The sequence below is a fragment of the Streptomyces sp. NPDC001443 genome, from assembly GCF_053597355.1.
In genome coordinates, this window is sequence record NZ_JBSFIA010000039.1 from 18,159 (window position 1) to 43,982 (window position 25,824).

Sequence of the window (25,824 nt, forward strand, 5' to 3'; positions counted from 1 at the left end):
TCAGGTACACGGTTCGGCAGGGCCCGGATCACCAGGCTAGCGACGTTCGGCCCGCCGTCGCCTCGGACACGCCCGAGCGACCGGCGGGCACCACCCGCCCGTCGGCTCCCGGCGGGCACGGGGTCAGGCCGTCTCGCCCAGGACGGTGCCGAGGTGGGCCAGGACGCGGGGCCAGCCCTCACCCATGCCCTCGTACGCCTGCCGGCCCATCGGGGAGTCGAGGTCGAAGCCCGCATGGGTGAGGACCAACCGGGTGCCCTCGCCCTCCGGCCGCAGCTCCCAGGTGACGGTGGTGTCGAGCACGCCTTCGGCGAACCGGTAGGCCAGCAGCCGCCGCTCGTCCACCTCGGTCACCTCGCAGGACTGGAGGCCGTAGTTGCCCATGTCGAGGGTGAAGCGATGCCCGACGACGGGCTTGACGTCGCCGGCCGCCCACCAGCGGGCGTGCAGCTCGGGGTCGGTCAGCGCTCGCCACACCTTCGCCGGGGAGTGGGGCAGGAACTTCTCGCACGTGATCGTGTCGTTCTCTGTCATGTGTCGTCTTCCTCGTCCAGAAGATCGGCGAGCGCCTCCAGGCGCTGCTGCCAATACCGTTCAAACGGGTGCAGCCACTCCCCCACCTCGGCCAGCCGGTCCGCCTGGAGGTGGTAGAAGCGGTGCCGGCCGCGCGGCTCCTCGCGCACCAGTCCGGCGCCGCGCAGTACCGCGAGGTGTTCGGAGACCGCGGGCCTGCCGAGCTCGAACATCCCGGCCAACTCGCTCGCGGAGCACGGCCCTTCCCGCAGCCTTTCGAGCAGTCTGCGGCGCACCGGATTGGCCAGGACTGCGAACACGTCGGTCGGCATGCCTCAACGTTACGTCGGAAATCTCCGACGCGTCAACGCGCGCCCCCGGCGGCGTGCCCGCTACGGCGGAACTCGTCGTGGGGGGGGGCGGGCCGAAGGCGCACACCTGCGATCGTGCGCGGAGGCCCGATCGGCGACGAAGGCCGTTAGCCCATCCGCCGCCCCGCGGGCGTACCCGCCTCACCCCCCGGACCGTGCTCCGACGGCCTGCGCAAACGGATCCCCCGAGCGCCGCGGCTTCGCCTGTCCGGGCGACGTGCACGTCAATGGCTCCTGTTGCGGGGCTGACGGGGTATCGATTTCCTCGTCCGTAGAACCCCACCGGGGCACCGCACACCGGCCGACCCCTTGCATTTCTGGAGGACTCCCATGCGAAACAACCCCGTTGGCATCGGTATCGGCCTGCTCTTCGGTGTCCTGGCTCTGGCGGGTCCGGCCGTCGCCGACTCGGGCGGCTCCAGCCTCCGCATCACGGGCGACACCTCACCGGGCTCCACGGTCACCGTCACCGCCAAGGGCTGCGCTCCCGGCGAGACCTTCGGCAAGGGCGAGTCGAAGGCGGCCGGATCGTTCCAGCTCTTCGAGGGCGACCAGGAGGGCGAACTCACCGGCGAGTTCACGATCCCCGACGGGAAGAGCCTCGGCACCGACACCGTCACCGTGAAGTGCCCGCCGCGGACCATGATCACGGATACCTACGAGATCGGCGGCCGGGAGCCGAACGGCGCCGTCGCGGCCGGCTTCGGAGGGGTCGACGGCAACCCCGCGCAGCTGGCCGTGGGTGGTGCGCTGGTCGCCGCGGCCGGCGCCGGGTATCTGGTCAGGATGCGCCGCCGTCCGCACGGCGCCCGCGCCTGACCCCGGCCCCGCCACACCGGCCCGGCAGCGCAGCCGCGAGGACCGCGGGAATGAACCGCATCCGGCCGCAGTCGAGAAACCGAACCGGTACGGGACCCCGGCACCGGTTCGTCCCCCCGGCCACGATTCTGGCCCTGGCGCTGGTGACCGGCAGTGTGCTGGTCATCGGCGCCCTGAACCACGAGCAGTCACCGCCGGAGCCGTCCGCCGAGCAGGCCTTCGCCCCGCCGGAGGCAGGCGGCACCGCCTCGGCGGCACCCCCCGCCGTGGCGCCGCTGCCCCGCGCGCAGCCCGTCCGGATCCGTATCCCCGCCATCCATGTGGACGCCCCCATGACCAAGCTGCACCTCGACAAGTCCGGGGTGCTGCGGCCGCCGCCCGCCAACGACGCCCACCTCGCCGGCTGGTACAGCGAGGGGCCGACGCCGGGTTCGCGGGGCACGGCCGTGACCGTGGGTCATGTGGACACGCCCGGCGGTGACCTTGGCGTCTTCTACGAGCTGGGCGCTCTCGCCAAGGGCGAGACGATCGAGATCAACCGCGCGGACCGGCGCACTGCGGTCTTCACCATCGACGCCGTGGAGGTCTACGACAAGGACAGGTTCCCCGCCAAGAAGGTCTACAGCCGCTCCGAGCGGCCCGCACTCCGCCTGATCACCTGCGCCGGATACGTCAGGGGCGCCGGGTACCAGCGGAACGTCGTGGTCTACGCGACGCTCACCGGGGCGAAACGTTCGTAGCTCCGAGAGCTCCGGTCAAAAGTGAGGTCCGCCCGCCGGGCCTCACTTTTTTCGTGGCTCCGATCCCCCGGGCCGCACGGCGGGGCGTCGGGGGCCGCCGGATAATCCCGTGCCGTGCCGCCGTCGGAGGTGCAGACTCCCACCATGGCGGAGATGGTGGGATTCCGGAACGCGGTGGGCGGCTGGGCGACCGGCGGCCCCGGCGGTCCGGCGACCGATCTCGCGGTGCGCCTGGGGATACGGACGGCGGTGCTGCTGGAGGGGGCGAGCGATCTCGCGGCCGTGGAGGCACTGGCCGCCCGGCGCGGTCGTGACCTGGCCGCCGAGGGGGTGTGCGCCGTGCCGATGGGCGGCGCGATGAACGTCGGCCGTTACGCGGCCCTCCTCGGGCCGCCCGGGCTGGGCCTGCGGCTGACCGGGCTGTGCGACGAGGGCGAGCGGCGCTTCTACGAGCGCGGCCTGGAGCGGGCGGGGGCACCGCACGCGGACTTCTTCGTGTGCGTGAGCGACCTGGAGGACGAGCTGATCCGCGCGCTGGGCACGGCGCGGGTCGAGGAGATCGTCCGCGCCGAGGGCGACCTGCGCGCCTGGCAGACCTTCCGGCACCAGCCCGCGCACCACGGGCGGCCCCCGCACGCGCAGTTGCGGCGTTTCCTCGGCACGAAGAAGGGCCGCAAGATCCGCTACGGCCGCCTGCTGGTCGAGGCCCTCGCCCCCGGACAGGTGCCGGCCCCGCTCGACGACCTCCTCACCAGTCTGTGACCCGGTGACCGCGGAGCACCGGCGTGCGGCCGACCGGGGCCAGCCGACGGTCCGGAACCCCGGGTAGTGGTTCAGACCTGTTCCATGTGTCGCGCATTCAGACCGGCGTCGCCGAATGCTTGCCACCGCCGCGCACGATCAACGCCGACGAAGGAGCGTATCGAGCGCAAGGAGATCGCAGTGAGCAAGCCCACCGACTCAGGACCAGGGCGCCGTACGATGCTGCGGGCGGCGGTCGCCGTCCCCGCGGTCGGAGCCGCCACTTCGCTGCTCGGCACCGAGGCGGCCGGCGCGACGGCATCCGCACCCGCGTCCCGCAATCACCGCTTCGACGAGGCGAGTCCCCGCTTCGCCCTCGCGGTGCTGCCCGACACCCAGTACCTCTTCGACGCCGACAGCGCCGACCCGCAGCCGCTGCGGGCGACGTTCCGCTACCTGGCGTCCGAGCGCGCCGAGGCGAACACAGCGTTCATGACCCACCTCGGGGACGTCACCGAACACGGCACCGAGGAGGAGATCGACCTCGCCGCCGACACCTTCCGGACGATCCACGGCAAGGTGCCCTACAGCGTGCTGGCGGGCAACCACGACATCGCGTCGGGTACCGACGACCAGCGCGGCGACACGGCCTACCTGCGCGCCTTCGGTCCCGGCCGGTTCGCGGGCATGCCGACCTTCGGCGGTGCCTCCCCCGACGGCTACAACAGCTACCACGTCCTTCGGGCGGCGGGCCGGGAGTGGCTGGTCCTGGCCCTCGACTGGCGCGCCTCGGACAAGGGGCTGGCGTGGGCGCAGGGGGTCCTGGACGAGCACCCCACCCTGCCCGTCGTCCTGACCACGCACGACATCGCCTGGGCCGAGGACAGCGGCGAGGCGCACCTGTCCGACAACGGACAACGGCTGTGGGACAGGATCATCCGCGGCAACGACCAGATCTTCCTCGCGCTGGGCGGCCACTACTGGCCTCCGGGGCGCACGGTGCTCACCAACGACGCCGGCCGGGACGTACACGTCCACATCACCAACTACCAGGACCGCTACTACGGTGGCGGCGGCATGATCCGGCTCTACGCCTTCGACACGGTGCGCAACGTCGTCGACGTGCAGACGTTCTCTCCCTGGTTCCTCGGCAAGGCGGCGCAGGACAGGACACCGCTGGAGGCGGAGACCGTCGAACTGACCGGCCCGGCGGACCGGTTCACCCTCGACATCGACTTCGCGAGCCGCTTCGAGGGGTTCGCCCCGGTCACCCCGCCGAAGCCCCGTCCCGCGCAGCGCGTCATGCCCCGGGGGACGGTCGCCTACTGGCGCTTCGACCCGGCCGGCCTGCCCGCCGCCGGCCGTCCCGGTGCCGCGCTGCCCGCGGGGACCGTGGCCCGAGACCTCACCGGCAACGGCAACGACCTGTCGGTGAGCCTGCTGCACGACAGCGCGGCCGACGTGCTGACCTGGTCCGCCGACCATCACACCCAGCAGCCCGCCCACGCCAGCCTGCGCTTCGGCGGCGGGAAGAACCCCGACCGCGGCGCGATCCTCACCACGAAAGCCACGGCTCCGCTCAACAGCCTGAAGTTCCGCGCGGGATTCACGATCGAGACCTTCGTCAAGCTTCCCGACCCGTTCGAGGGCGACCACGCCTGGATGGGCATCCTCAGCTGGGAGGGCCGCAACGGGGACGCGGGCAAGACCACCGGCTGGTCCACGGAGGAGCCGACGTGCAGCCTCAACGTCACACCGGAGCGGTTCCTCCAGTTCGTGCTCTACCCGGACGTGCAGGACGCCGACCCGACCACGTGGAGCCACGCCGTCCCGGTCGGGCGGTGGACCCACATCGCCGTGGTGAACGACGGACGCCGCACGATCATGTACGTGGACGGCTCCAGGATCGCCCGTAACCCGTCCCAGCCGGCCACGGGCATCGAGACGCTGGGCAAGCCCTTCGTCATCGGCGGCACCCAGTTCGCCGAGGCGTTCGGGCAGGGCTTCTACGGCTGGATCGGGGACACCCGCATCGTCGACCGCGCCCTCGCCCCGGCCGACTTCATGCTGTCCGGCAAGTAGCGTCCGGGGAAGGCCTACGGACGCGCCCGGGCACCCGGTCCCCCTCCCCCGCGGCACCGCACCGCCCCCGCTCCGCCCGTGCGGCACGATGCCCGGATGGACTACGAACCGTACCGGAGCGAGTTGCTGACGTTCTGCCACGCGAATATTTACCCAGTGCCCCACCCTTCAGAGTGGAAGTGTGGGGCAGCCTGCCCGTGGCGGCCCGGAGGGTCGCAACGGCATGACCAGGATCGCCTTGCCGGGCGACGGAAGTTGTCCGGCCTACCGCCGGACGGGCGGGAAGTCAGGCCTGCGGAGGCCACGTAAGACCGACCCTCACCGGTCGGCAGAGGCCCGTGAAACAGGAACCCATGGTGGTACTGCGGCGCGGTACGGACCGGAATCACCTGCCCTCGGGCAGGTGAGGGCGTCAACGCATGCTCGGTTCGTTCCACGAGGCCGAGGACCTGGCGCAGGAGACCCTGCTGCGCGCCCGGAAGACCCGCGACCGGTACGCCCCGGCACGTCCTTCGACACGGACCTGGCCGTACCGGATCGCGACCGACGTGTGCCTGATCGCGCTGGAGGGACGGGGGCGGCGTCCGCTGCCGTCCGGGCTGGGGGCGTTCCCCGACCAACGGTTCGACATGGACTTAGAGCTCCGAACAAAAGTGGGGCCCGGCGGGCGGCGCCCGGCACGCGCTCCCCCAGAGGGGGGACCCCCAGCGGCGTTGCCGGAAGGCCCTGGTAGCTCCGCTACAAGGACCTTCCGGCGCCTTGCGATCGCACGCACCGGACACCGCCCGCTGATCGGACCCCACTTCTGTTCGGAGCTCTTACGGGCCGACCTGTGGCTGATCTGGGTGACGGCCGTGCACTGCCCGCCGGCGCGGCAGTGCGCCGTGCTCGTACTGCGCGAGGTGCTGGAAGTCTCGGCCGCCGACGCCATGTTCATGGACCGCGTGTTCCGGATGCGCGGGCCGGGCTGGCGCACGCGGGAACTCACCGCCAACGGACAGCCCGCGCTCGCCGCGTACGCGCCGCGGCCCGACGGCGGCCACCAGCTGCACACGCTCCAGGTCTTCACCGTCACCGGCGGGCGCGTCGCGCACAACGTCGTGTTCGCCGATCCGCGCGTCCTCGGCGCCTTCGACCTGCCGTACGAGATTTCCGTCGACCTTTTCCGCCGGGAGCGATGAGTCGGGACGGTGCCGCCGGTAGGTACCGGTGAGCACTCAACCGAAGGGAACCTCGTCATGAGCGGCGTCGTCATCGAGTTCATCACCCTGGACGGAATCGTCTCGGACCCGGACGGGTCGGCCGGCACACCGCTGGGCGGCTGGGCCTTCCGGCACGGTCCGGAGGCGGTCGCCGGGGACAAGTTCCGGCTCGGGAGCACCCTGGACGACGGGGTCCTGCTGCTCGGACGCGGGACCTGGCAGCTGTTCTCCCGGCTGCTGGCCTTCCCCACCGTCCTGGGCACCGGGCACCGCCTGTTCCCGGCCGGGGCCCCGCACACGGAACTGCGCTGTCTGTCCGCGGAACAGACCGGCGCCGTCCTCACCCGGCACGTGAGGCCTTCTCGCTGACGGTCCCCGCAAGGCCGTCCTCCGTGTCCCACCGGACGACCCCGAGGAAATTCCGATCGTCCGATGACCGCCGCCGGTTATCCTGCCTCGTCCTCGACCGGCCAGAAAGGTCCCCTCCATGAGCAGCCCCACGTCACCCTTTCCCGACCGGATCGAACTCACCGGAGAGGGTCTCGTGCTGCGCGACTGGACGGAGGCGGACGTGGCCGCGATGCCCGCTCTGTTCGACCACCCGGACATCGCCTACTGGACGCCGCTCGTCTCCCCGTTCGACGAGGCGGCCGCCCGCGCCCGGCTCGACCGGGACCGGCAGCTGCGGGCGGAGGGCTCGGTCATGCTGCTCGCCATCACGCTCGACGGCGGCGCGCCGCTCGGCGAGGTGATGCTGCGGCGCGCCCCGGAGGGCACGGAGATCGGCTACGCGGTCGGCCCCGCCCACCGCGGCCAGGGGCTGGCCACGCGAGCGGTCCGGGTGATGGCCGCGTACGCCTTCGGACAACTGGGGGCGCACCAGGTGATCCTGGAGGTGGAGGCGGAGAACACCGCCAGCGTCGCCGTGGCCACGAGAACGGGCTTCGCACTGCTCGACGTACCGTTGATCAAGGGGGAGGAGAAGGGGCGGCCCTTCGTCCTCCAGACGTGGGGTCTGCTTCGCCCCTGACCCCGGCCTCCGTCCCCGCGCGCTGCCGGTCGTGATCAGGTTCGGGGGCGCTGTGCGCGATCCGGGCCAGGTCGCGCGTCAGCGACTCCAGCCACGACACGGTGGCGTAGTAGAGCCTCGGCGCGCCGGGCGGCTCCGCGGCGAACGCGGGGGAAGCCGGGTCGATGAACGGCAGGGGTGCCGTCGGGGTGTCACCGCTGGGATCCAGCGCCGCCGAGACCTGCAGCATCCGTCCGGCCACCCGGTCACCCAGGCCGTCGAGCGACCCGGCCGCCGCCGGGCCGAGCCCGGGGTGCGGCGGCTGTGACAGCCGCTCGGCGCCCCACAGGGTGTGGTGACCGGCCATCAGCGTCGCCTGCCAGTCGACCTCGGGCGTCGCCACCGCGCGCCGCCCGCCGCCGAACGGCGTCGGCTCGCTCTGGAACTGCGCGTAGGCGGACTCCGCGAGGACGACCGCCTGGCGCAGCGAGCGGTGGCCCGGCGCCCCCGGCGGGGCCCCGGTGATCCCGCCCTGCGCCACCGAGGAACTGGTCGCCACCACGATCTCCGCCGCCCTGCGCAGCAGACTCGCCGCCGCGAACCGCAGCTCGTCGTGGGCCCCCCGGGGCCAGGCGAGCAGACCGAAGACGACGCCGATCGCGCTGCCCACCAGGACGTCCAGCACCCGGACCTCCGCCAGCCGCCAGGTCGTGGGCGCGAGCTGTGCGAAGACCAGGGCCACGAGCACGGTGAACAGACCCTGGGCCCAGCCGACCCCTTTGACCGGCCCGAGGGTGAAGCCGATCAGCATCCACACCGGCAGCACGGCGGCGTACACCGCCGTGTCGGTTCCGGCCAGGGTCAACAGGGCCGCGGCCACCAGCGCCCCCGCCAGCGTGCCGGCGAGCGCCCGGCGGATGGTGTGCCAGGTCTCGTCCAGGGTGGTCCGGGTGAGGGTGAGCGTCGCCAGCATGGCCCAGAACCCGTGGGGCAGGGTGTCCACGCCGGCCACGAACCGGGCCGCGGTCAGGGCCATGGCGATGCGCCAGGAGTTCTGGAAGAGCACCGACCGGCGCCCGGCATGGCCGCGCAACCGGTGCCACCACAGCAGCGGAGTCCAGGTCCGGGCGTACCAGAAGCGCCCCGGCGCCACCTTCACCGAGGCCCGTCGCCCGTGTGCCGCGAGATCGGCCGCCGTGCCCATCGCCAGCGCGGCGTCGGCGACCTCCAGCACGGCGGCGTGCCGGCGCAGTACGGCGGGCGGGAAGGCGGCCTCGGGAGCGGGTCCGTCGGCAGAGCCGGAGCCGTCGGCACCGGCAGCGGCGGCACCGCAGACCGCGCCACCTGCACCGGCAGCGGCAGCACCGGCGCCGGCACCGCCGCCGGTGGGGCCCGCGGACGAGGCCGACAGGCGGGCGCGGGCCGCGGCCAGCCCGTCGTACGCCGCCACGGGCGACGGTCCCGCGCGCAGGCAGTCCGCGCTCCGCGTGGCCAGCCGCGCCACCGCGCGCAGCACGGCCGAGTCGTCGGGTCCCGGGCCGCCGCCCGGCGCGGCGGGCAGTTGGGCCAGCCGGTTGAGCAGCGCACGGGTCGCCAGACCGGTGTGGGAGAGGGCACGGTCGTGCACCCCCGGCCCGGCCGGACGTTCCGCCTCCGGCACGCTCACGGCCCGCAGCGCCTGGCCCGCCGCACCGGCCGCCCGGACATCCGCGGCGGTCAGGGCGTACGGAACGGCCGCGAGGAGGGCCGCGCAGTGCGCCGCGGTGTCCGCGGCGCGGGCGGCCCGCTCCCGGTACGGCGGCGGGGCGGGGCCGGGGAGGATCAGCGCCTCGGCGACGGCGAACAGGACCAGCCCCGTCGTCGTCCCGGCCAGCCGCTCGCCGAGCGAGCCGGGGTCGTACGGGGGGAAGGACGGCAGGATGTAGAGCAGTTGCAGGCCCGGCGCCGCACCGGCCGGGCGCGGTCCGCCCACGGCGGCGAACGCCAGTGCGAAGCCGACCACCAGCATGCCGACGACGGCGCTCCAGGTCCGTACCGAGAGGCAGGTGCCGATGACCACCAGGAGCCAGCACACGGGCAGCAGGGCCATGACCACCGCGGCTCGCTGCCGCCCGGTACCGGGGATCCTGGACAGCCCGCCCAGCGCCACGGCGGAGAACAGGGCGTAGGTGGCCGCGACGGGACTGTCGAGGCCGTAGCGGAAGAGGTAGAAGCCGGCCGCGGCGACGAGGGTCAGACGTATCGCCCGACGGCCCGAGGCGGCATAGGCCGCCGGGCTCCACCCGGCACGGGCACCACGCACCCCTACAGGATCACCCACCCCCGACCGCCCGGCACCTTCCGTCGCGGCCGTTCGCGCGTCCGGGCACCGACGCACCCGCGACGTGCCCACGACGTGCCCACGACCGGTCGCCGACCCGATCGCGCCGGCCGATGAGTTCGCGGGCCCGACGGAGTCCACCTCTGCACACCACCGTCAGCGCGCACGATCAGTGAGGAACCATGGAGCCCAGCACACGGACCCAAGCACTGCCGCCCGTCGTCGACGCCGACACCTGGCAGCGCGAACTCGACGCACTGCGGGCCCGGGAGAAGGCCGCGACCCGGGAACTCGACGCGATCGCCGCCCAGCGTCGTCGACTGCCCATGGTGCGGATGCCCGACTACACCCTGGACGGCGCGGACGGGCCGGTGCGGCTGGCCGACCTGTTCGACGGCAAGAGCCAGCTCATCGTCTACAACCACATGTGGTTCGCCGACAAGCAGTGGCAGTGCTCCGGCTGTACGGGGTACACGGCACAGTTCACGCGGCTGGAGTTCCTGGACGCCTACGACGCCCGCTTCGTCGTCGTGACCCAGGGTCCGATCGAGGAGGCACTCGCCTACAAACGGCGGGTCGGGAACAGGATGTCCTGGTACTCCACCGCGAACAGCACGTTCGGCACCGACACGGGAGCACCGCCCGGAGGAGGCTTCGCCGTCAACGTGTTCCTCCGCGACGGCGACACCGTCTACCGCACCTGGCACACCACCGGCCGCGGCACCGAACAGCTCAGCCACACCTTCGCACTCGTCGATCTGCTCCCCTACGGACGACAGGAGGAGTGGCAGGACTCCCCCGACGGCTGGCCGCAGTCACCCACGTACAGCCGGTGGGCCGGCTCGCAGGACATCGCCGCGCTGTACGGCCCTGACTCCGCATAGCCGCCCGGGACGGCATGGACGAAGGTGTGCGGCCCGTCGACACGGTCGCGAGCCGCACACCTTCTCTGTCACCCCTTGCGGGGATCAGCCGCAGATCCGAGGGTCACCAGCCCCAGCCGCCGCCGTAGCCGCCGTAGCCGCCATAACCGCCGTAGCCGCCGTAGCCGCCGTAGCCGCCGTAGCCGCCATAACCGCCGTAGTAACCGCCCCAGCCGCCATAGCCGCGGTAGTGACCGCCCCAGCCGCCATAGCCGTAGTCGTCGTCGCCCCAGTAACCCCAACCCCCACCGTGGCCGTGGTGGCTGCTGTAGCTGGAGACCTGAGTCGGGACGTGCGTCGGGCTCGCCGAAGCGGTTCCCGCCGCCCCGACCGCCGCACCACCGGCCATGAGCAGACCGGCGACAGACATCACGAAGGCGCGCCTCGCGCGTTGTGATCGCATGGAAATTACCTCTCATCGTCTCTCGCGACTCCCCACAGGGAGGACGCGAGGTGGATGGCCGCCGCACATGGCAGAGGATTGCGGCGGTCTCTTGGCTCACCACGCCGTGCCCTAGGGCACGCCCTGACCGGCGACGCCCTCAGGATCGAACCTGAGATATCGCGGACGGACACTACGGCCGGCTCCGCTGTGACGGCGAAGCCTCCCCGACGGGCGTACCGCGCGTCGCGGCTTTCACTCAGAAAGCCTAATCCCATGCGACCACAATCGTCACCTTGGGCGACGAATGAATAATTAAACCTTTTTCAACCGATAAGTCCGATTCAATGCAACAGCGGGGCGGAACACCTGCGGACTGTGGTGCGCCGCGGCCACGCCCTGCCGCCGAGCGGAGAACGCATAGGGCCCGTCCCGCACCGAGTGCGGGACGGGCCCTGTCATGGAGCGCCGGGCAGGCCTTGCACCTGCATTTCCCCGCAGGAAGCGGGGCGTCTTTCCTTGGACCACCAACGCGACACCAGCCGTCCGCGGTTGCGGCGACCAGCTCAAGATCAAGTCTAGCGCATACGGCGGAACTTTCCACACCGCGGTATGACCATACGTCCGTAGGCGAGATGACTGGGCGCCAGGGAATGGTTTGCAGGCCACAGGCGCTGAGGGATGCGGAGAGTGCGGTGTGCCGGCGGCCCGTGAGCAGAACGGGCCGGCCGGGCGGCGCGACAGAGATCGAAGGGGCTGAGATGGCAGCGCAGACGCAGAGGGCCGTGCTGGCGGGAGGATGTTTCTGGGGGATGCAGGACCTGATCCGCCGGTTCCCGGGCGTGACGGCGACCCGGGTGGGCTACACCGGCGGCGACGTGCCGAACGCGACGTACCGCAACCACGGCACCCACGCGGAGGCCATCGAGATCCTCTACGACCCCGAGGTGACCGACTACCGCGCGGTCCTGGAGCTCTTCTTCCAGATCCACGACCCGAGCACCAGGAACCGCCAGGGCAACGACATCGGTCTGAGCTACCGCTCGGCGATCTACTACGTGGACGACGAGCAGAAGCGCGTCGCCGAGGACACCATCGCCGATGTCGACGCCTCCGGACTGTGGCCGGGCAAGGTGGTCACCGAGGTGGAGCCGGTCGGCCCCTTCTGGGAGGCCGAGCCCGAGCACCAGGACTACCTGGAGCGCTACCCCGACGGCTACACCTGCCACTTCCCCCGCCCGGGATGGCGGCTGCCCGCCCGCGCGGAGGGCTGAGCACGGAGCCCGGAGGCCCTGACAGGCGAGGTACCGCCCGCCAGGGCCTCCGGGCACTCAGGGCCTGCTCACCCGCACCGGTTGGCGTGGTTGAAGTCCACGACCACGCGCTCGGGACCGTGCAGCTTGTAGGCCTTGTACGCGGGTTTGGTCTGGAAGGCGGTTCCGAAGGTGACCACTCCTTCGAAGTCGCCGGTCAGGGCGAGACCCTTCAGCTTGGACAACGGGATCTTCGCCAGCCGGGGTCCCCGGTAGACCGACTTGCCCGCGCTGTTGTGGGCGACCGCGGGAGAGAGCCGGATCTCCAGGAAGTACTTCCCCGGGAGGGGGACCTTCTTCCCGGAAGGGTCGTAGCGAAGCTCCTTGACCGCCTTCACGCCGACGGTCGCGGTGTTGCCGCCGAGGTCGATGACGAGCCGGTCGAAGGTGCAGTGCCCGGCCCACCGGGCATTGACGACGCGGGCGGGCGGGGAACTCTTGGCCGCGGTCTGCGGCTGCGTGGCCGCTGAAGCGGGGACCGTGGCGCCTACCGCGGTGAGAAGGACGCCTGCGGCGACGGCCGCACGGGTTGGGTGGTGGTACATGACGCCCCCAGATGCTCCTGGTGAAGGGGACAGACGATTTCACAGTGACAGACATGCGCGGGATGCGAATGGTTGCACTGCCGCCGGAACCAGGTTTTCCCCACCCGACCCGCGGCGCCGGGTCCTGACAGCCGTTCAGCCCTTCCGCGTCGACGCGGGCCGGGCCGTCCGAGACATCCGAGACGTCCGGGACGTCCGGGACGCCCGGCGACGCGTCAGCGGCGGGCGGCCCACACGGTGCGTTCGGTACGCACCGCGAGGTCGTCGCGGCGCAGGATGCCGTGCGGGCCGTCGGGGTCGAGCAGCCGGTCGAGCGCGGCGAGGTCGCCGGGCGAGAGCTCGTCACCGCCCGACGCGCGCAGGCGTCGCAGGCCCGCCAGGGCGTAGCGGCCCACCGCCGGGGAGCGGGAGCTGTCGACGTTGACGGTGACCGTGCGCTCGGCCTCGACGGTGAATCCGGCGGCGGCGAGCCGGGGGCCCCAGTCGGTGCCGCGGTGCGGCACATGCGCCGCGTGGGGGCGTTCGGCGGCGGCATGGCAGCGCTCCAGGAGGCCGGGGGCGTCCTCCGGGGCGTCCGCGGGCAGGAAGCGGGGGAAGCCCGCCAGCTCGACGACGGCGAACAGTCCGCCGGGCGCGAGTGTGTCGTGGACCTGGCGCAGGGTGCGCGCGGGGTCGGCCATGTGGTGCACGGAGGCGGACGCCCACACGAGTTCGGGCGTGCCGAGGTCGGGCCACTCGGTGTCGAGGTCGGCCCGGACGGTCCTCACCCGATCGCCGACCCCCTGCGCGCGGGCCTTCGTGCGCAGGCGGTCCAGGTGGGCGGCCGAGGAGTCGACGGCGGTGACCCGGGCCTCGGGAAAGCAGTCGAGAAGGGCGAAGGTTCCTGCGCCGGTCCCGGCCCCGAGGTCGACGATGCGGCGCGGAGCCTCCTGGACCGGCAGCCACCGGGTGAGGAAGGCGAGGTGCTCGGCGAGAACTTCGGCATCCAGGTCGAGGACTTCCGTCTGGTCGGCGTCGTGCTTGTGCTCGAGCTCGTGCTCGTGCCGATGCGCGTGCCGAGGCTGCTGTTCGTGCGGGTGGGCGGGGTGTGCGCCGGAGTGCGCCGGGTGCGGCATGGGGTGGGTCACACGTTGCACGCTAGGCCGGTCAGGGGCCGTCGGCTCCTCCGGTTTCGCCAAACGCAAGAAGGTTCCTCGTCGCGCTGCCGAAAGCGCAAGCGACCCGCGCCACGGACCGCGGGGCAGGTCACCCGGGAGGACGGTTCGCTCCGGTGCCGTCCTCGTCGCGCTGGTGGCCCCGCCGGGCGTCCCGGTCGAAGATGCCGAGGATCTCGCACGGTCCCCCTTCGGCTCCGATGGCGTGCGGCAGCATGGTGGGGAACTCGGCGGCCTGGTTGGTCTCGACCCGGAAGCGGCGGTTGCCCAGCAGCAGGGTCGCGGTGCCCGACAGGACCACGAGCCATTCCCGGCCCGGGTGCGCGCGCATCCGGGCGGGATTGTCCGGCGGCGGCTCCGTCATGCGCCGGCGTACGACGGTCATGCCCGGATCGGCCTTGACGGGCCAGCGCATCAGCGAATGAGCCGCGTCGATCATGGGGCTGGAGACGACGTCGTCGGTGGCCGTCTCGACCAGTTGGTCGAGGGACGTGTCCAGCGCCCGCGCCAGGGTGACGAGCTGGTCGAGGGCCAGTCGGCGCTGACCGTTCTCGATACGGCTGAGCGTGGACTGGCTGACCCTGGCGCGGGCGGCCAGCTCCTCCAGCGACCAGCCCTGCGCCACCCGCAGCGCGCGGATCCGTTTGCGGACCAGGCTGTCCAGCTCGCCGGCGTCTTGCGTCATGTGCAACATCGTATGCCCCTGGCGCGGCGCCGCCTCAGTCGTCGCGTCGCATGCCGCGGTCGGGAGCGCCCATGTCGCCGGTCCCGGGCGTGCCGTCGGCGAGCCCGTAGCGCAGGTGCACCACGCCCGTCGACCCGGCGACCGGCGGCTGGAGGAGGGTGATGTTCGTGGGCACCGCGCCGCCGTCGAACACCTTCTTCCCGACGCCCAGCACGATCGGGTGCACCCAGAGGTCGAGACGGTCGAAGAGCTTCTCGCGCAGGAGGGTCTGCACCAGGCCGAGGCTCCCGACGACCTTGATCCGCTCGTGCCGTTCGCGGATCTCGCGCACCGCGCCGACGAGATCCGGGCCGAGCTGCGTGGAGCCGTCCCACGAGAGGTCGGGCCTGCCGCGGGAGGCCACGTACTTCGGGACGCCGTTGAAGAGCGTGGCGATCTCGTTGTCCTCGCCGCCCTTCTGGTGCGGCCAGTAGGCGGCGAAGATGTCGTACGTCCGCCGGCCGAGCAGGAGGGCGTCCGTGCCCTCGTACGCGGCACCGACCTGGGCCCCGGTGACCTCGTCCAGCAGGGGCGCCTGCCAGCCGCCGAACGGGAACCCCACCGGGTCCTCGTCGGGGCCGCCCGGCGCCTGCCCTACGAGGTCGAGGGTGGTGAACAGCTCGATGTCGATGAGTCCCATGCCGTACTCCTGACGTGTCGGTCGTCCGGACGCCCCTGTCGTTCCGGTCGTTCCGGTCGTTCCGGTCGTTCCGGTCGAGAGGAAGACCCGGGAACGCCGTCAAACTCATCGGCGCGAGGGCCGCCGGTCAGTCCTCCACGTCGACATGGTCGAAGGTCCGCAGCATCTCCCGCAGCACCCGCACGCAGGCCCGCACCTCGGCGTCGGTGAGGTCGCCGCCGACCTGGCGGTTCAGGGTGTGCTCGCGGTCCAGCACCGCGGTGATGACCGCCCGGCCCTCCTCGGTGAGGCGGATCAGCGACGAGCGCTGGTGCGCCGGGTTGGGGACGCTCCGCACCCACCCGCGCGCCGCCGCGTCGTTGACCATCCGCTGCACGAACTGCCGGCTCAGCGCCTGGATGCGGCTGAGCTGCGGCACCGTCATGTCCCCCTGCCTGCGCAGCAGGTCCAGGACGGAGCGTACGCCGACCGAGGCGCCCTCGATCGCCTCGCCCTGTTCCACCTTGCGCAGGGCGCGCCGGTAGAGGGGACCCACGAGGTCGAAGACCTCGACGAGGCGGTGGCCGAGTTCGTCGGGCGGGAGCGGGCTGCCGGTGTCGTTCACCCCGCCATCATGACACCTTGGTTGCCAAACTCGGGCCAAGATGACACCTTGGTTGTCATGACTGTTGCTTCGGAACTGAAGTACCCGGCCATGAACCACTTCGCGTCGGCCGACGGCGACCTCGCCTACCGCGAGGCGGGCACCGGGGATCTCGTGGTGCTGCTCCACTCGGGCTTTGTCGACCACCGGGTGTTCGACGCCGTGCTGCCGGCCCTCGCGACCGCCCACCGGGTGGTCGCCGCGGACGTCCGTGGACACGGCGCCTCCGCCAACGCCTCGAAGCCGTTCCGCTGGGCGGACGACCTGGCGGACCTGCTGCGCCACCTCGACGCGGGCCCCGCGGTGCTCGTGGGCGTGTCGATGGGCGGCATCGTCGTCACCGACATGCTGGTCGAGCACCCGGAACTGGTCCGCGCCGCCGTCGTGGCCGGCGCCTCGACCGGCGAGTTCGAGGACTCCGACCCCTGGCACCGGGCGATCCAGGCCGAGACCGCCCGCGCGCTGGCCGCCGGTGACATCGAAGGCTGGCTGAAGGCGTTCCTCGGGTACGTCCCCGGACCGCACCGCACCCTGGACGACGTCGACCCGGCCGTCCCGCGGCGACTGCGCGAGATGGCCCTGCACACGCTCGCCAAGCACACCCCCGGCGAACCGAACCTGCACGTGCCGGTCACCGACACCTGGGCCCGGATGCCGCGGGTCGACGTCCCGGTACTCACCCTGAACGGCGCCCTCGACACCCCCGACGTGATCGCCGCGGCCCAGCGTCTGGCCGACACCGTCCGGCAGGGCCGCGCCGTGGTCCTCGAGGGCACCGCGCACTACCCGAACATGGAGAAGCCCGGGGAATTCACCGCGGTCGTCGAGGAGTTCCTGCGCACGCTCTGACCGGCGCGCCCGCCCGCCGCCGCGCACCGCGTCCGCGCGCGCCTGGCGCCGCGCATGCCTGTCGGCGCGCCGTCCCGTACCCGGAAACACGGCTGCTCTCCCCCGGGACGTCCGGGGGAGAGCAGGCGCGTTTCGGCGAGGGTGGGGTCCGGGGCGACAACCGCCCCGGAACGGGTTTCCGTCAGGCGAGGGTGACCTGGACCGGAAGGTGCTTGATGCCGTTGACGAAGTTGGAGCGGACCCGCGGCACGTCCCCGGCGAGCTTGATGTCGGCGAGGCGCGGGATCAGCTCCTCGAACATGATGCGGATCTCGGTGCGGGCGAGCAGGTTGCCCAGGCACAGATGGGGGCTGCCCTTGCCGAAGGTGACGTGGTCGTTGTTCTGCCGGGCGACGTCGAAGTCGTAGGGGTTGCCGAAGACCTCCTCGTCGCGGTTGCCGGAGGCGAACCACATGACGACCTTGTCGCCCTCCTTGACCCGCTTGCCGCCGAGTTCGGTGTCGCGGGTGGCGGTGCGGCGGAAGTGGTAGACGGGCGAGGCCCAGCGCAGGAACTCCTCGACGGCCGTCGGGATCAGCGAGGGGTCGTCCTTGAGGCGGGCGAGCTGCTCGGGGTGCTGGAGCAGGGCGAGCATGGAGTGGCTGATGGTGTGGCGGGTGGTCTCGTTGCCGGCCACCACCAGGAGCAGGAAGTAGTTGTCGAAGTCCTGCGCGGACAGCGGCACCCCGTCGCGCGGCACGGTGTTGACCAGCTTGGAGATCAGGTCGGTGCCCTCGCCGCCGCGCCGCTGCCGGGCGAGTTCGCGGCCGTACTCGAAGACCTCGATCGAGGCGGGCGAACGGAAGGGCAGGTCGCGGTACTTCTCGCTCTCCGCGCTGTGCAGCAGGACGTCGGCGTAGTCCGGGTCGGTGTTGCCGATGATCCGGTTGCCCCAGTCGATGAGCTGCTGGTTGTCCTCCGACGGCACGTCGAGCAGCCGGGCCAGGACGTTGATGGGGAAGTCCGCGGAGACGTCCTCGACGAAGTCGAAGGTGCCCTTGGCGAGCGCCTTGTCGAGGGTGGTGGCGGTCAGGCCGCGCAGGAAGTCGGCGTAGCTGTTGATGACGCTCGCGCCGAACTGCCGCTGGATGACGCTGCGCAGCGCGCGGTGGCGGACGCCGTCCATCTCCAGGATGGAGGCCCGCTTCTTGATCTGGTCGTCGTCGACCTCTTCGAGGTTGACGAACCGGGTCGAGGTGAAGGTGTCGGAGTCGCGGTCGACGCGGGCGATGTCCGCGTGCCGGGTCACGGACCAGAAGCCGGAGTTGGGGGCCTCCTCGGGCTGCCAGTGCACCGGCTCCTCGTGGCGCAGGGTGTGGAACATGCGCCAGGGCGTGATGCCGTCCGCGAAGTTGTCCAGGTCGGCGAGGTTCACCTGGTCGAGCGGGAGGGGCTCGTCGAGGGCGGCGCGCAGCTCTTCGCGCGTGGTGGGGACTGCGGGGACGACGGGATTGGTCATGATGGCGGATCTCCTGGGCGGGGCGTGGGGGGCTGGCTTACAGGTGGTAGGCGTACTCGGTGAACTCCCAGTCGGTGACGTGCCGGCCGAAGCGCTCGGCCTCGTCGCGCTTGTAGGAGAGGAAGGACGCGGTGAAGTCCTTGCCGAGGACGTCGGTGAGGGCGGTGTCCGCCTCCAGCGCGTCGAGCGCGGCGGGCAGGCTCATCGGCAGGGTGGCGGAGCGTTCGGTGTCGTAGCCGTAGCCCTCCAGCGGGGCCGACGGCTCCTCGCCCGCCTGGACGCCGAGCAGCGCGGCGGCGACGGTGCCCGCGATCAGCAGGTAGGGGTTGGCGCTGGCGTCGCCGAGTCGGAGTTCGAGCCGGGCGCCGGAGCCGCGCTCCGGCGGGACGCGGAGCATGGCGCTGCGGTTGTCCAGGCCCCAGTCGATCAGCCAGGGTGCGAGGGTGTCCGGGCCGAAGCGCTTGTACGAGTTCACCGTCGGGTTGGCCAGTGCGGCGAGCGCGGGGGCGTGGGCGAGGATGCCGGCGATCGCGTGCCGGGCGGTGGCGGACAAACCGTGGGCGCCCGCCGGGTCGTCGAAGACGTTGCGGCCCTCGCCGTCCTCGCAGGAGAGGTGGAGGTGGAAGCCCGAACCGCCGGCGTCGCCGAAGGGCTTGGCCATGAAGGTGGCCATTTTGCCTTCCCTGCGGGCCAGTTCCTTCACGGCCGATTTGAAGCGGAACGCTCGGTCGGCGGCGTCCAGGGCCTCGGAGTGGGTCAGGTTGATCTCGTACTGGCCGCCGTCGAACTCGTGGTTGCCGGTGACGACGCCGATGCCCAGGTCGCGCAGCCGGCGCAGGGTGCGCAGCAGATGGTTGTCCGGATCGGCACGCAGTCCGGCGGTGTAGACGGCGCCCGTGGTCTCGGGGGACCGGCGCCAGCCGGTGGGGGTGGCGGGGTCCGCCTCCAGCAGGAAGTACTCCAGCTCGGGGCCGACGACGGGCCGCAGTCCGTGCTCGGCACACCGGTCCAGAACCGTGCGGAGCAGATCGCGGGGTGATTCGGGGACGGGCGCCGAGGTGGCGGGGTCGCGCACCTCGCCGAGACAGGAGGCGACCCCGGGCTCCCAGGGCAGCGCGGTCAGGGTGGACAGGTCGGGGCGTACGGACACGTCCGGCAGGCCGGCGTCGAGGCCTCCGGCGACCGGCACCACGTCGCCCTGAGGGGTGGTGTGGTAGACGGCACGGCAGAAGGCCAGACCGTGCTCGCAGGCCGAGGGCAGGTGGTCCACCAGCACGTCGCGGGCGCGGTCGGTGCCGATCAGGTCGGGGTAGCTGACCCGGACCACGTCGATGCCCTCGGCGGTGAGTCGGTCCAGGTGCCGACGGATGTCTGGAGTGTCTTGGGCGCTCACCGAAATCTCCTGGGCGTATGCGGCTGGAACGGCGGGATGGGAGCGGTCACCGGGCGGGAGGGCGAGAAGCGCCGGCCGCCCCGGGAGGGCTCGTTTGAGTCCGAACGGTAGGGAGGAGAACGGGCCCCCCGCAAGAGGGGGTTCGCAAAAAATTATCCACCTGGACAGCTATTGACCGGGAGCGGTCGGCTTCCTATGTTGTTTGAAGCCAAACGAGTAGGGGACGCGGTTCCGCCGCGGCCCTTTGGCCGAGGGGTCCGGCCGGTCACGGCCGGGCTCCTCACACCCCCTTCACTCTCCCCTCTCCCCGACGCCCCCACCCACTGGAGGACCGGCCATGAAGGTCGTCGTCGACATGAACAAGTGCCAGGACCACGGCCAGTGCGTCTTCGCCGCCCCCGACGTCTTCTCGATGGACGACGACGGCCGCCTGCTGTTCGTCCCGGACCCGGACGACGCGCTGCGCGAAGAGGTCGAGGAAGCCGCGGACGTCTGCCCGCTCCAGGCCATCCGGATCGAGGACTGATCCACATGAGCGGACGCATAGTCGTCGTGGGGGCCTCGATGAGCGGCCTGCGTGCCGCCGAACAGCTGCGCGCGGCCGGCTGGACCGGGACCGTCACCGTGGTGGGCGACGAGCCCCACATGCCCTACAACCGGCCTCCGCTCTCCAAGGAGGTCCTGGCCGGGAAGGCCCCGTTCGAGTCCCTGGCCTTCACCCCGAAGGCCGCCGCGGCGGACGTGGAATGGCGACTGGGCACCAAGGCCGTCGCCGCCCGCCTCGACGAGCGGACCGTCACGCTCGACGACGGTTCCACCCTCGCCTACGACGGGCTGGTCGTCTCCACCGGCATGCGGCCGCGGCGGCTGCGCTGCCCGGGGCCGCTCGCCGGACGGCACACCGTCCGTACGATCGACGACGCCCAGGCGCTGCGGGACGACCTGACCAGGCCGGGCACCCGGGTGGTCGTGGTCGGCGCCGGGTTCATCGGCTGCGAGGTGGCCGCCACCGCGGTCGGCCTCGGTGTCGCCGAGGTGACGGTCGTCGACCCGCTGCCGCTGCCCATGGTCGGACCGCTGGGCGAACTGCTGGCCCGCGCCCTGCTCGCCCGGCACGAGGCACGCGGGGTGCGCTTCGCGCTCGGCGCCCAGGTCGCCGGGTTCGAGGGCGACGAGCGGGTGACCGGCGTCGTGCTCGCCGACGGGACGGTCCTGCCCGCCGACGTGGTCGTGGAGTCGGTCGGCTCCGTCGCCAACGTCGAGTGGCTGGACGGCAACGGCCTCGACCTCTCCGACGGCGTCCTCACCGACGAGCAGCTGCGCGTCGGCGGCCGGCCCGACGTGGTCGCGGTCGGCGACGTGGCCCGCTTCCCCAACGCCCGCTACGACGGCGTACCGCGCCGCGTCGAGCACTGGTCCATCCCCACGGACACCGCGAAGCACGCGGCACGAACTCTGGTGGCCCACCTGACCGGCGCCGATGCCGAGGCCGCGCCGTTCTCGCCGCTGCCCACCTTCTGGAGCGACCAGCACGAGTTCCGGCTCCAGTCCTTCGGGGCCCCCGCCCTCGGCAAGGACGACGTACGGGTGCTGGACGGCGACCCGGACGGCGACGTCCTGGCCGGCTACCACGCCGACGACCGGCTGGTCGGTGTCGTCGCGCTCGGCGGTCACAAGGCCGCCATGGGCGCCGCCCGCTACCGCACCCAGCTCATGAAGCAGCCCGTCCCCACCCCCTGAAGCAGCCCGTCCCACCGCCTAAGGAATCCCCGCCATGTCCCCAGTCCGTGGTTTCTTCCACCCCAAGACCACGAGCGGCGCCTCGTCGCTGATCCCGAACCCGCCGTGGCGCTACTCCGGCGACCTGCTCACCGTCGAGTACCGCACGGACCCCGCGCGCGTACGGGAGCTGCTGCCCGAGCCGCTGGAGCTCGCCGACGAGGACCCGGGCGCGGTCGCGCTGATCTGGGCCGACTGGCAGTCCTGCTCGGCGTCCGGCGACGAGCTGCTGGACCCGGTGCTCTCCCAGTACAAGGAGGCCTTCGCGGTCGTCCGCTGCAAGTACCGGGGCCGGACGTACTCCCGCTGCGTGTACATCTGGGTCGACAAGGACTTCGCGATCGCCCGCGGTCTGCACCAGGGCTACCCGAAGAAGCTCGGCTCGATCCACCAGACCCGCCCGCACCCCTACGGTCCCGCCCCGCGCATCGAGGCCGGCGCCCGCTTCGGCGCCACGCTCGCCGCCGCGGACCGGCGCCTGGCCCAGACGGTGGTCACGCTGCGCGAGCCGTCCGAGACCAACGGCTTCGTCAACGCCCACCCGATGGCCCACCACCGCTGGCTGCCGTCCGTCGAGAAGGGCAAGGGCCTCGCGCTCGACGAGCTGATCGAGACCGGCGCCGCCTCCTTCGAGGCCGGGCAGGCCTGGAAGGGCGACGCCGAGCTGGAGCTCTTCGAGGCGCCCACCGAGGAACTGGCCCGGCTGGAGATCCACGAGCCCATCGCCGCGTACTACCGGCAGGTCGGCGTGGTCTGGGACGGCGGCCGGCTGCTGGAGTCCGGCACCTCCGACGCCGAATAGTCCCTTCCCGTACGCATCAGCACACGACCTGGAGACCGGACATGACCGAGCACACCATCACCGTGGCCGGCGTCGCCGTCGACACCCGGCACTGGATCGGCGGCGAACGCGTCGCCTCCCCCGCCACCTTCACCGACGTCTCACCGATCGACGGCAGCGTCCTCGGCGAGATCTCCCGGGGCACCGCCACCGAGGCCGAGGCGGCGGTGGCCGCCGCCAGGGCCGCCTTCCCCGGCTGGGCCGCCACGCCCCGCGCCGAGCGCGCCCGGCTGCTGCACGCCGTCGCCGACGGCGTGGAGAAGCGCATCGAAGAACTGGCGATCGTCGAGACCCACGACAACGGCGCCCTGCTGCGTTCGCACCGCCGCGGTGTGATGCCGCGCGTCGCCCACAACTTCCGCTTCTTCGCCGACTGGCTGCTGAAGCTGGAGCACGAGGACTTCGAGACCCGCGGCCACACCAACCACGTCTCGTGGGACCCGGCCGGCCCCTCGGTGCTGATCACCCCGTGGAACGCGCCGCTGATGCTGGCCACCTGGAAGATCGCCCCGGCGCTCGCGGCCGGCAACACGGTCGTCCTCAAGCCCGCCGAGTGGACCCCGCTGACCGCCTCCCTGCTGGCCGACATCGCCGCCGAGGCCGGTCTGCCCGCCGGAGTGCTGAACGTCGTACAGGGCCTCGGCTCGGAGATCGGCGACGCCCTCACCTCGCACCCGGACGTGCGCCGGATCAGCTTCACCGGCTCGGTCCCGACCGCCAAGCGGATCTCGCAGTCGGCTGCCGCTCAGCTCACCCCGCTGAGCCTGGAACTCGGCGGCAAGTCGCCGCTGCTGGTCTTCGCCGACGCCGACCTGGACCTCGCCGTGGACCTGGCGGTCGAGCAGTACGACAACGCCGGACAGGTCTGCCTGGCCGCCACCCGCTTCCTGGTCGAGGAGACGGTCGCCGAGGAGTTCACCCGCCGCTTCGTCGAGAAGGCGGGCAGGCTGGTCCAGGGCGACCCGCGCGACGAGGCCACCGACATCGGACCCAACATCCACCCGCGTCAGTTGGAGAAGATCGACGGGTTCGTCCAGCGGGCGCTCGCCGCCGGGGCCCGCGCCGTCATCGGCGGACACCGCGGCGAGGGCCAGTACTACGCGCCGACCCTGCTCACCGACGTGGCCCAGGACTCGCAGATCGTCCAGGAGGAGGTCTTCGGCCCGGTCCTGACCCTCCAGACCTTCACCGACGAGGACGAGGCCGTCCGCCTCGCCAACGACACCCGCTTCGGCCTCGCCGCCACCCTCGCCACCGGCGACCCCGCGCGCGCCGAGCGCGTCACGGCCCGGCTGGTGGCCGGCACCGTCTGGGTCAACTGCTTCTTCGTACGGGACCTCCAGGCACCCTTCGGCGGCTCCCGCCACTCCGGTGTCGGCCGCGAGGGCGGCACCTGGAGCTTCGACTTCTACTGCGACGTCAAGAACACCGTCACCGCGCCGAAGGGATGGCAGGACCATGGGTGAGATCGTCGGGGCGGGCCTGCTCGCCCATGTCCCCACCATCGTGCTCCCCGAGGAGACCCGGCTGGAGCTGAACGAGGGCAAGGAGATCACCCTCGTCACCGGCCTGAACCAGCTCCGCGAGGAGGTGTTCGAGCGCGACGACTACGACACCGTCGTCGTCCTCGACTCGCACTGGGCCACCACCGTCGAGTTCGTCGCCACCGCACAGCACCGCCGGGCCGGCCTGTTCACCTCCGAGGAACTGCCGCGCGGCATGTGCCGGATGCCGTACGACTACCCCGGCGACCCCGAGCTCGCCCACAACATCGCGAAGTTCGCCGACAAGCACGGCACCTGGATCACCGCGATCGAGGACGACTACCTGCCGGTCTACTACGCCACGATCAACCTCTGGAAGTTCCTCGGCGAGGGCCTGCCGGACAAGCGCTGGGTGACCATCGGCGTCTGCCAGACCGGCGACATGGAGGACCACCTGCGCCTGGGGCGCGCCCTGGCCGACGGCATCGCCGCCACGCCCGGCCGCCGCGTCCTGCTGATCGCCTCCGGAGCCCTGTCGCACACCTTCTGGCCGCTGCGCGAGCTGCGCCGGCACGAGTCCAGCGACCCGGCGCACATCTTCACCCCCGAGGCCCGCGCCGCCGACCTGGAGCGCATCGCCTGGTTCAAGGAGGGCCGCCACGACAAGGTGCTCGACACCATGGACGAGTTCTGGAAGTACAAGCCCGAGGCGAGGTTCTTCCACTACCTGATGATGGCCGGCGCCCTCGGCGAACAGGCCTGCACCGCCACGGCCCGCCAGTACGGCGAGTACGAGAACTCCATCGGCACCGGCCAGGTCCACCTCTGGTTCGACCGCCCGGCCGACGGATGGACCGGCGCCGGCCTGCCCGCCCCCCGCGCCCCGCGCACCCCCCACAGCCGCTAGGAGCCACGACATGCCCGAGTACCGCCGCATCCTCCTCGACGGCGCCGCCGTCCAGGTCACCGTCGAGGGCGACGAACTCGTCGCCGGCGACGGCCGCCGCGTCAAGACCGAGGAGGCCCAGCACCTGCCTCCGGTGGTCCCGTCCAAGGTGATCGCCGTCCACCTCAACCACCGCAGCCGCGTGGACGAGTTCGGGATCACGCTGCCCGACACGCCCACCTACTTCCACAAGCCGACCTCGGCGCTCAACTCCCACAAGGGCGCCATCGTGCGGCCCGAGGGCTGCAAGTGGCTCAACTACGAGGGCGAGGTCGCCATCGTCATCGGCAGGACCGCGCGCAACATCTCCCCCGAGGAGGCCGGGGAGTACATCGCGGGCTACACGGTCGCCAACGACTACGGCCTGCACGACTTCCGCGACACCGACGCGGGCTCCATGCTCCGGGTGAAGGGCTCCGACACCCTCTGCCCGCTCGGCCCGGGCCTGGTCACCGACTGGGACTTCCACGGCAAGAGCCTGCGCACCTACGTCAACGGCGAGGTCGTCCAGGACGGCACCACCGACGAGATGCAGTGGGACATGCACTACCTCGTCGCCGACATCGCCCGCACCATCACCCTCTACCCGGGTGACGTGCTGCTGTCCGGCACGCCCGCCAACTCCCGTCCGGTCCAGCCGGGCGACGTCGTCGAGGTCGAGGTGGAGGGCCTCGGCCGCCTCACCAACCACATCGTCACCGGCCCCACCGCCATCCGCGGCGACGTCGGTGCCCAGCCCACCGAGTCCGAGGAAGTGCTGTCGACCGCGCTCGGCGGCGACTGGGAGTTCCGCGGCATCCGGGCGCCCCACAGGGGCTGACCGCTGCCCGTGGACAGCGCCGCACCGGGGAGAGGAGAAGCCCCCCGGTGCGGCGTTCCTATCTGCGACGCCTCCGTTCGAATCCGGCCGATA

Annotated in this window: 27 protein-coding genes; 16 read left to right on the forward strand and 11 right to left on the reverse strand. The window is 72.0% G+C overall.

What is annotated here, in order from left to right; all coding sequences use genetic code 11:
- Positions 1-123 precede the first annotated feature (123 nt).
- Both ACWC24_RS32165 and ACWC24_RS32170 read right to left on the reverse strand, forming a co-directional pair.
- Complete coding sequence (locus tag ACWC24_RS32165) at positions 124-534, reverse strand: SRPBCC family protein (protein WP_450666422.1); 411 nt, start codon at positions 532-534, stop codon at positions 124-126.
- Positions 531-845: an ArsR/SmtB family transcription factor gene (locus tag ACWC24_RS32170; RefSeq protein WP_384733455.1), complete on the reverse strand. Its 315-nt coding sequence runs from the start codon at positions 843-845 to the stop codon at positions 531-533. Before ACWC24_RS32170 ends, ACWC24_RS32165 begins: the two co-directional genes overlap by 4 nt.
- 369 nt (positions 846-1,214) lie before the next feature.
- Here ACWC24_RS32170 and ACWC24_RS32175 point away from each other — a divergent pair, with 369 nt between their 5' ends.
- From ACWC24_RS32175 to ACWC24_RS32205, 7 genes are all read left to right on the forward strand, one after another.
- Positions 1,215-1,703: a sortase gene (locus tag ACWC24_RS32175; protein WP_450666423.1), complete on the forward strand. Its 489-nt coding sequence runs from the start codon at positions 1,215-1,217 to the stop codon at positions 1,701-1,703.
- Between the two features lie 50 nt (positions 1,704-1,753).
- Positions 1,754-2,443, forward strand: coding sequence for a class F sortase (locus tag ACWC24_RS32180; RefSeq protein ID WP_450666424.1), 690 nt, complete (start codon positions 1,754-1,756; stop codon positions 2,441-2,443).
- A gap of 144 nt (positions 2,444-2,587) precedes the next feature.
- Positions 2,588-3,205: a TOPRIM nucleotidyl transferase/hydrolase domain-containing protein gene (locus ACWC24_RS32185; protein ID WP_450666425.1), complete on the forward strand. Its 618-nt coding sequence runs from the start codon at positions 2,588-2,590 to the stop codon at positions 3,203-3,205.
- Positions 3,206-3,424: 219 nt separating this feature from the next.
- Positions 3,425-5,266 carry a LamG-like jellyroll fold domain-containing protein gene (locus tag ACWC24_RS32190; RefSeq protein ID WP_450666489.1) on the forward strand — a complete coding sequence of 614 codons (1,842 nt, stop codon included), beginning with the start codon at positions 3,425-3,427 and terminating at the stop codon, positions 5,264-5,266.
- 419 nt (positions 5,267-5,685) lie between these two features.
- Positions 5,686-6,447 (forward strand): sigma factor, encoded by a 762-nt coding sequence (locus ACWC24_RS32195; protein ID WP_450666426.1) that lies wholly within the window; start codon positions 5,686-5,688, stop codon positions 6,445-6,447.
- A 57-nt stretch (positions 6,448-6,504) separates the two neighbouring features.
- On the forward strand, positions 6,505-6,837 hold the full coding sequence (locus ACWC24_RS32200; protein WP_450666427.1) for a hypothetical protein: 333 nt from the start codon (positions 6,505-6,507) through the stop codon (positions 6,835-6,837).
- 118 nt (positions 6,838-6,955) lie between these two features.
- The gene (locus tag ACWC24_RS32205) at positions 6,956-7,498 is read left to right on the forward strand and encodes a GNAT family N-acetyltransferase (RefSeq protein ID WP_450666428.1); all 543 of its coding nucleotides are present in this window, start codon (positions 6,956-6,958) and stop codon (positions 7,496-7,498) included.
- On the opposite strand, the gene ACWC24_RS32210 is transcribed toward ACWC24_RS32205, so the two are convergent.
- The gene (locus ACWC24_RS32210; RefSeq protein ID WP_450666429.1) at positions 7,437-9,779 is read right to left on the reverse strand and encodes an FUSC family protein; all 2,343 of its coding nucleotides are present in this window, start codon (positions 9,777-9,779) and stop codon (positions 7,437-7,439) included. The two genes, ACWC24_RS32205 and ACWC24_RS32210, sit on opposite strands and share 62 nt — an antisense overlap.
- Positions 9,780-9,979: 200 nt before the next feature.
- Here ACWC24_RS32210 and ACWC24_RS32215 point away from each other — a divergent pair, with 200 nt between their 5' ends.
- Positions 9,980-10,681 (forward strand): DUF899 domain-containing protein, encoded by a 702-nt coding sequence (locus ACWC24_RS32215; RefSeq protein ID WP_450666430.1) that lies wholly within the window; start codon positions 9,980-9,982, stop codon positions 10,679-10,681.
- Between the two features lie 103 nt (positions 10,682-10,784).
- On the opposite strand, the gene ACWC24_RS32220 is transcribed toward ACWC24_RS32215, so the two are convergent.
- Entirely contained in the window at positions 10,785-11,093 is a 309-nt protein-coding gene (locus ACWC24_RS32220) for a hypothetical protein (RefSeq protein WP_450666431.1), read from the reverse strand.
- A gap of 770 nt (positions 11,094-11,863) precedes the next feature.
- Between ACWC24_RS32220 and msrA the strand changes: the two genes are divergently transcribed.
- Positions 11,864-12,376 carry a peptide-methionine (S)-S-oxide reductase MsrA gene (msrA, locus tag ACWC24_RS32225; protein WP_450666432.1) on the forward strand — a complete coding sequence of 171 codons (513 nt, stop codon included), beginning with the start codon at positions 11,864-11,866 and terminating at the stop codon, positions 12,374-12,376.
- Positions 12,377-12,444: 68 nt separating this feature from the next.
- Here msrA and ACWC24_RS32230 read toward each other — a convergent pair whose 3' ends face one another.
- From ACWC24_RS32230 to ACWC24_RS32250, 5 genes are all read right to left on the reverse strand, one after another.
- Positions 12,445-12,960, reverse strand: coding sequence for an AMIN-like domain-containing (lipo)protein (locus tag ACWC24_RS32230; protein ID WP_450666433.1), 516 nt, complete (start codon positions 12,958-12,960; stop codon positions 12,445-12,447).
- Between the two features lie 215 nt (positions 12,961-13,175).
- Positions 13,176-14,075 (reverse strand): class I SAM-dependent methyltransferase, encoded by a 900-nt coding sequence (locus ACWC24_RS32235; RefSeq protein WP_450666490.1) that lies wholly within the window; start codon positions 14,073-14,075, stop codon positions 13,176-13,178.
- 130 nt (positions 14,076-14,205) lie between these two features.
- Positions 14,206-14,799 carry a helix-turn-helix domain-containing protein gene (locus tag ACWC24_RS32240; protein ID WP_450666434.1) on the reverse strand — a complete coding sequence of 198 codons (594 nt, stop codon included), beginning with the start codon at positions 14,797-14,799 and terminating at the stop codon, positions 14,206-14,208.
- A 34-nt stretch (positions 14,800-14,833) separates the two neighbouring features.
- Positions 14,834-15,478 carry a dihydrofolate reductase family protein gene (locus ACWC24_RS32245; RefSeq protein WP_450666435.1) on the reverse strand — a complete coding sequence of 215 codons (645 nt, stop codon included), beginning with the start codon at positions 15,476-15,478 and terminating at the stop codon, positions 14,834-14,836.
- A 127-nt stretch (positions 15,479-15,605) separates the two neighbouring features.
- Positions 15,606-16,082 (reverse strand): MarR family winged helix-turn-helix transcriptional regulator, encoded by a 477-nt coding sequence (locus ACWC24_RS32250; RefSeq protein WP_450666436.1) that lies wholly within the window; start codon positions 16,080-16,082, stop codon positions 15,606-15,608.
- Between the two features lie 57 nt (positions 16,083-16,139).
- On the opposite strand from ACWC24_RS32250, the gene ACWC24_RS32255 reads away from it, so the two are divergent.
- Positions 16,140-16,970 (forward strand): alpha/beta fold hydrolase, encoded by an 831-nt coding sequence (locus ACWC24_RS32255; protein WP_450666437.1) that lies wholly within the window; start codon positions 16,140-16,142, stop codon positions 16,968-16,970.
- 181 nt (positions 16,971-17,151) lie between these two features.
- Here ACWC24_RS32255 and ACWC24_RS32260 read toward each other — a convergent pair whose 3' ends face one another.
- Together ACWC24_RS32260 and ACWC24_RS32265 are read right to left on the reverse strand one after the other, a co-directional pair.
- A complete protein-coding gene (locus ACWC24_RS32260) occupies positions 17,152-18,468 on the reverse strand; it encodes a cytochrome P450 (RefSeq protein ID WP_450666438.1) in 1,317 nt (438 codons plus the stop codon).
- A gap of 37 nt (positions 18,469-18,505) precedes the next feature.
- The gene (locus ACWC24_RS32265; RefSeq protein ID WP_450666439.1) at positions 18,506-19,861 is read right to left on the reverse strand and encodes a glutamine synthetase family protein; all 1,356 of its coding nucleotides are present in this window, start codon (positions 19,859-19,861) and stop codon (positions 18,506-18,508) included.
- Between the two features lie 337 nt (positions 19,862-20,198).
- On the opposite strand from ACWC24_RS32265, the gene ACWC24_RS32270 reads away from it, so the two are divergent.
- From ACWC24_RS32270 to ACWC24_RS32295, 6 genes are read left to right on the forward strand one after another with little or no spacing between them, the layout of a single operon-like run.
- Positions 20,199-20,387, forward strand: a complete 189-nt coding sequence (locus ACWC24_RS32270) for a ferredoxin (protein ID WP_152890831.1) — start codon at positions 20,199-20,201, stop codon at positions 20,385-20,387.
- A gap of 5 nt (positions 20,388-20,392) precedes the next feature.
- Positions 20,393-21,601, forward strand: coding sequence for an NAD(P)/FAD-dependent oxidoreductase (locus ACWC24_RS32275; protein ID WP_450666440.1), 1,209 nt, complete (start codon positions 20,393-20,395; stop codon positions 21,599-21,601).
- A gap of 34 nt (positions 21,602-21,635) precedes the next feature.
- A complete protein-coding gene (locus tag ACWC24_RS32280; protein ID WP_450666441.1) occupies positions 21,636-22,442 on the forward strand; it encodes an acetoacetate decarboxylase family protein in 807 nt (268 codons plus the stop codon).
- 41 nt (positions 22,443-22,483) lie between these two features.
- Complete coding sequence (locus ACWC24_RS32285; protein ID WP_450666442.1) at positions 22,484-23,947, forward strand: aldehyde dehydrogenase; 1,464 nt, start codon at positions 22,484-22,486, stop codon at positions 23,945-23,947.
- Positions 23,940-24,872, forward strand: a complete 933-nt coding sequence (locus ACWC24_RS32290) for a 3,4-dihydroxyphenylacetate 2,3-dioxygenase (RefSeq protein WP_450666443.1) — start codon at positions 23,940-23,942, stop codon at positions 24,870-24,872. Before ACWC24_RS32285 ends, ACWC24_RS32290 begins: the two co-directional genes overlap by 8 nt.
- A 10-nt stretch (positions 24,873-24,882) precedes the next feature.
- Positions 24,883-25,731 carry a fumarylacetoacetate hydrolase family protein gene (locus ACWC24_RS32295; protein ID WP_450666444.1) on the forward strand — a complete coding sequence of 283 codons (849 nt, stop codon included), beginning with the start codon at positions 24,883-24,885 and terminating at the stop codon, positions 25,729-25,731.
- Positions 25,732-25,824 lie beyond the last annotated feature (93 nt).

Excerpts from the sequence above, each read along its gene's own strand:
- ACWC24_RS32165 (WP_450666422.1), bottom strand. The coding sequence starts at position 534 with ATGACAGAGAACGACACGATCACGTGCGAGAAGTTCCTGCCCCACTCC.
- ACWC24_RS32170 (WP_384733455.1), bottom strand. The coding sequence starts at position 845 with ATGCCGACCGACGTGTTCGCAGTCCTGGCCAATCCGGTGCGCCGCAGA.
- ACWC24_RS32175 (WP_450666423.1), top strand. The coding sequence starts at position 1,215 with ATGCGAAACAACCCCGTTGGCATCGGTATCGGCCTGCTCTTCGGTGTC.
- ACWC24_RS32180 (WP_450666424.1), top strand. The coding sequence starts at position 1,754 with ATGAACCGCATCCGGCCGCAGTCGAGAAACCGAACCGGTACGGGACCC.
- ACWC24_RS32185 (WP_450666425.1), top strand. The coding sequence starts at position 2,588 with ATGGCGGAGATGGTGGGATTCCGGAACGCGGTGGGCGGCTGGGCGACC.
- ACWC24_RS32190 (WP_450666489.1), top strand. The coding sequence starts at position 3,425 with ATGCTGCGGGCGGCGGTCGCCGTCCCCGCGGTCGGAGCCGCCACTTCG.
- ACWC24_RS32195 (WP_450666426.1), top strand. The coding sequence starts at position 5,686 with ATGCTCGGTTCGTTCCACGAGGCCGAGGACCTGGCGCAGGAGACCCTG.
- ACWC24_RS32200 (WP_450666427.1), top strand. The coding sequence starts at position 6,505 with ATGAGCGGCGTCGTCATCGAGTTCATCACCCTGGACGGAATCGTCTCG.
- ACWC24_RS32205 (WP_450666428.1), top strand. The coding sequence starts at position 6,956 with ATGAGCAGCCCCACGTCACCCTTTCCCGACCGGATCGAACTCACCGGA.
- ACWC24_RS32215 (WP_450666430.1), top strand. The coding sequence starts at position 9,980 with ATGGAGCCCAGCACACGGACCCAAGCACTGCCGCCCGTCGTCGACGCC.
- msrA (WP_450666432.1), top strand. The coding sequence starts at position 11,864 with ATGGCAGCGCAGACGCAGAGGGCCGTGCTGGCGGGAGGATGTTTCTGG.
- ACWC24_RS32230 (WP_450666433.1), bottom strand. The coding sequence starts at position 12,960 with ATGTACCACCACCCAACCCGTGCGGCCGTCGCCGCAGGCGTCCTTCTC.
- ACWC24_RS32235 (WP_450666490.1), bottom strand. The coding sequence starts at position 14,075 with ATGCCGCACCCGGCGCACTCCGGCGCACACCCCGCCCACCCGCACGAA.
- ACWC24_RS32240 (WP_450666434.1), bottom strand. The coding sequence starts at position 14,799 with ATGACGCAAGACGCCGGCGAGCTGGACAGCCTGGTCCGCAAACGGATC.
- ACWC24_RS32245 (WP_450666435.1), bottom strand. The coding sequence starts at position 15,478 with ATGGGACTCATCGACATCGAGCTGTTCACCACCCTCGACCTCGTAGGG.
- ACWC24_RS32255 (WP_450666437.1), top strand. The coding sequence starts at position 16,140 with ATGACTGTTGCTTCGGAACTGAAGTACCCGGCCATGAACCACTTCGCG.
- ACWC24_RS32260 (WP_450666438.1), bottom strand. The coding sequence starts at position 18,468 with ATGACCAATCCCGTCGTCCCCGCAGTCCCCACCACGCGCGAAGAGCTG.
- ACWC24_RS32270 (WP_152890831.1), top strand. The coding sequence starts at position 20,199 with ATGAAGGTCGTCGTCGACATGAACAAGTGCCAGGACCACGGCCAGTGC.
- ACWC24_RS32275 (WP_450666440.1), top strand. The coding sequence starts at position 20,393 with ATGAGCGGACGCATAGTCGTCGTGGGGGCCTCGATGAGCGGCCTGCGT.
- ACWC24_RS32280 (WP_450666441.1), top strand. The coding sequence starts at position 21,636 with ATGTCCCCAGTCCGTGGTTTCTTCCACCCCAAGACCACGAGCGGCGCC.
- ACWC24_RS32285 (WP_450666442.1), top strand. The coding sequence starts at position 22,484 with ATGACCGAGCACACCATCACCGTGGCCGGCGTCGCCGTCGACACCCGG.
- ACWC24_RS32290 (WP_450666443.1), top strand. The coding sequence starts at position 23,940 with ATGGGTGAGATCGTCGGGGCGGGCCTGCTCGCCCATGTCCCCACCATC.
- ACWC24_RS32295 (WP_450666444.1), top strand. The coding sequence starts at position 24,883 with ATGCCCGAGTACCGCCGCATCCTCCTCGACGGCGCCGCCGTCCAGGTC.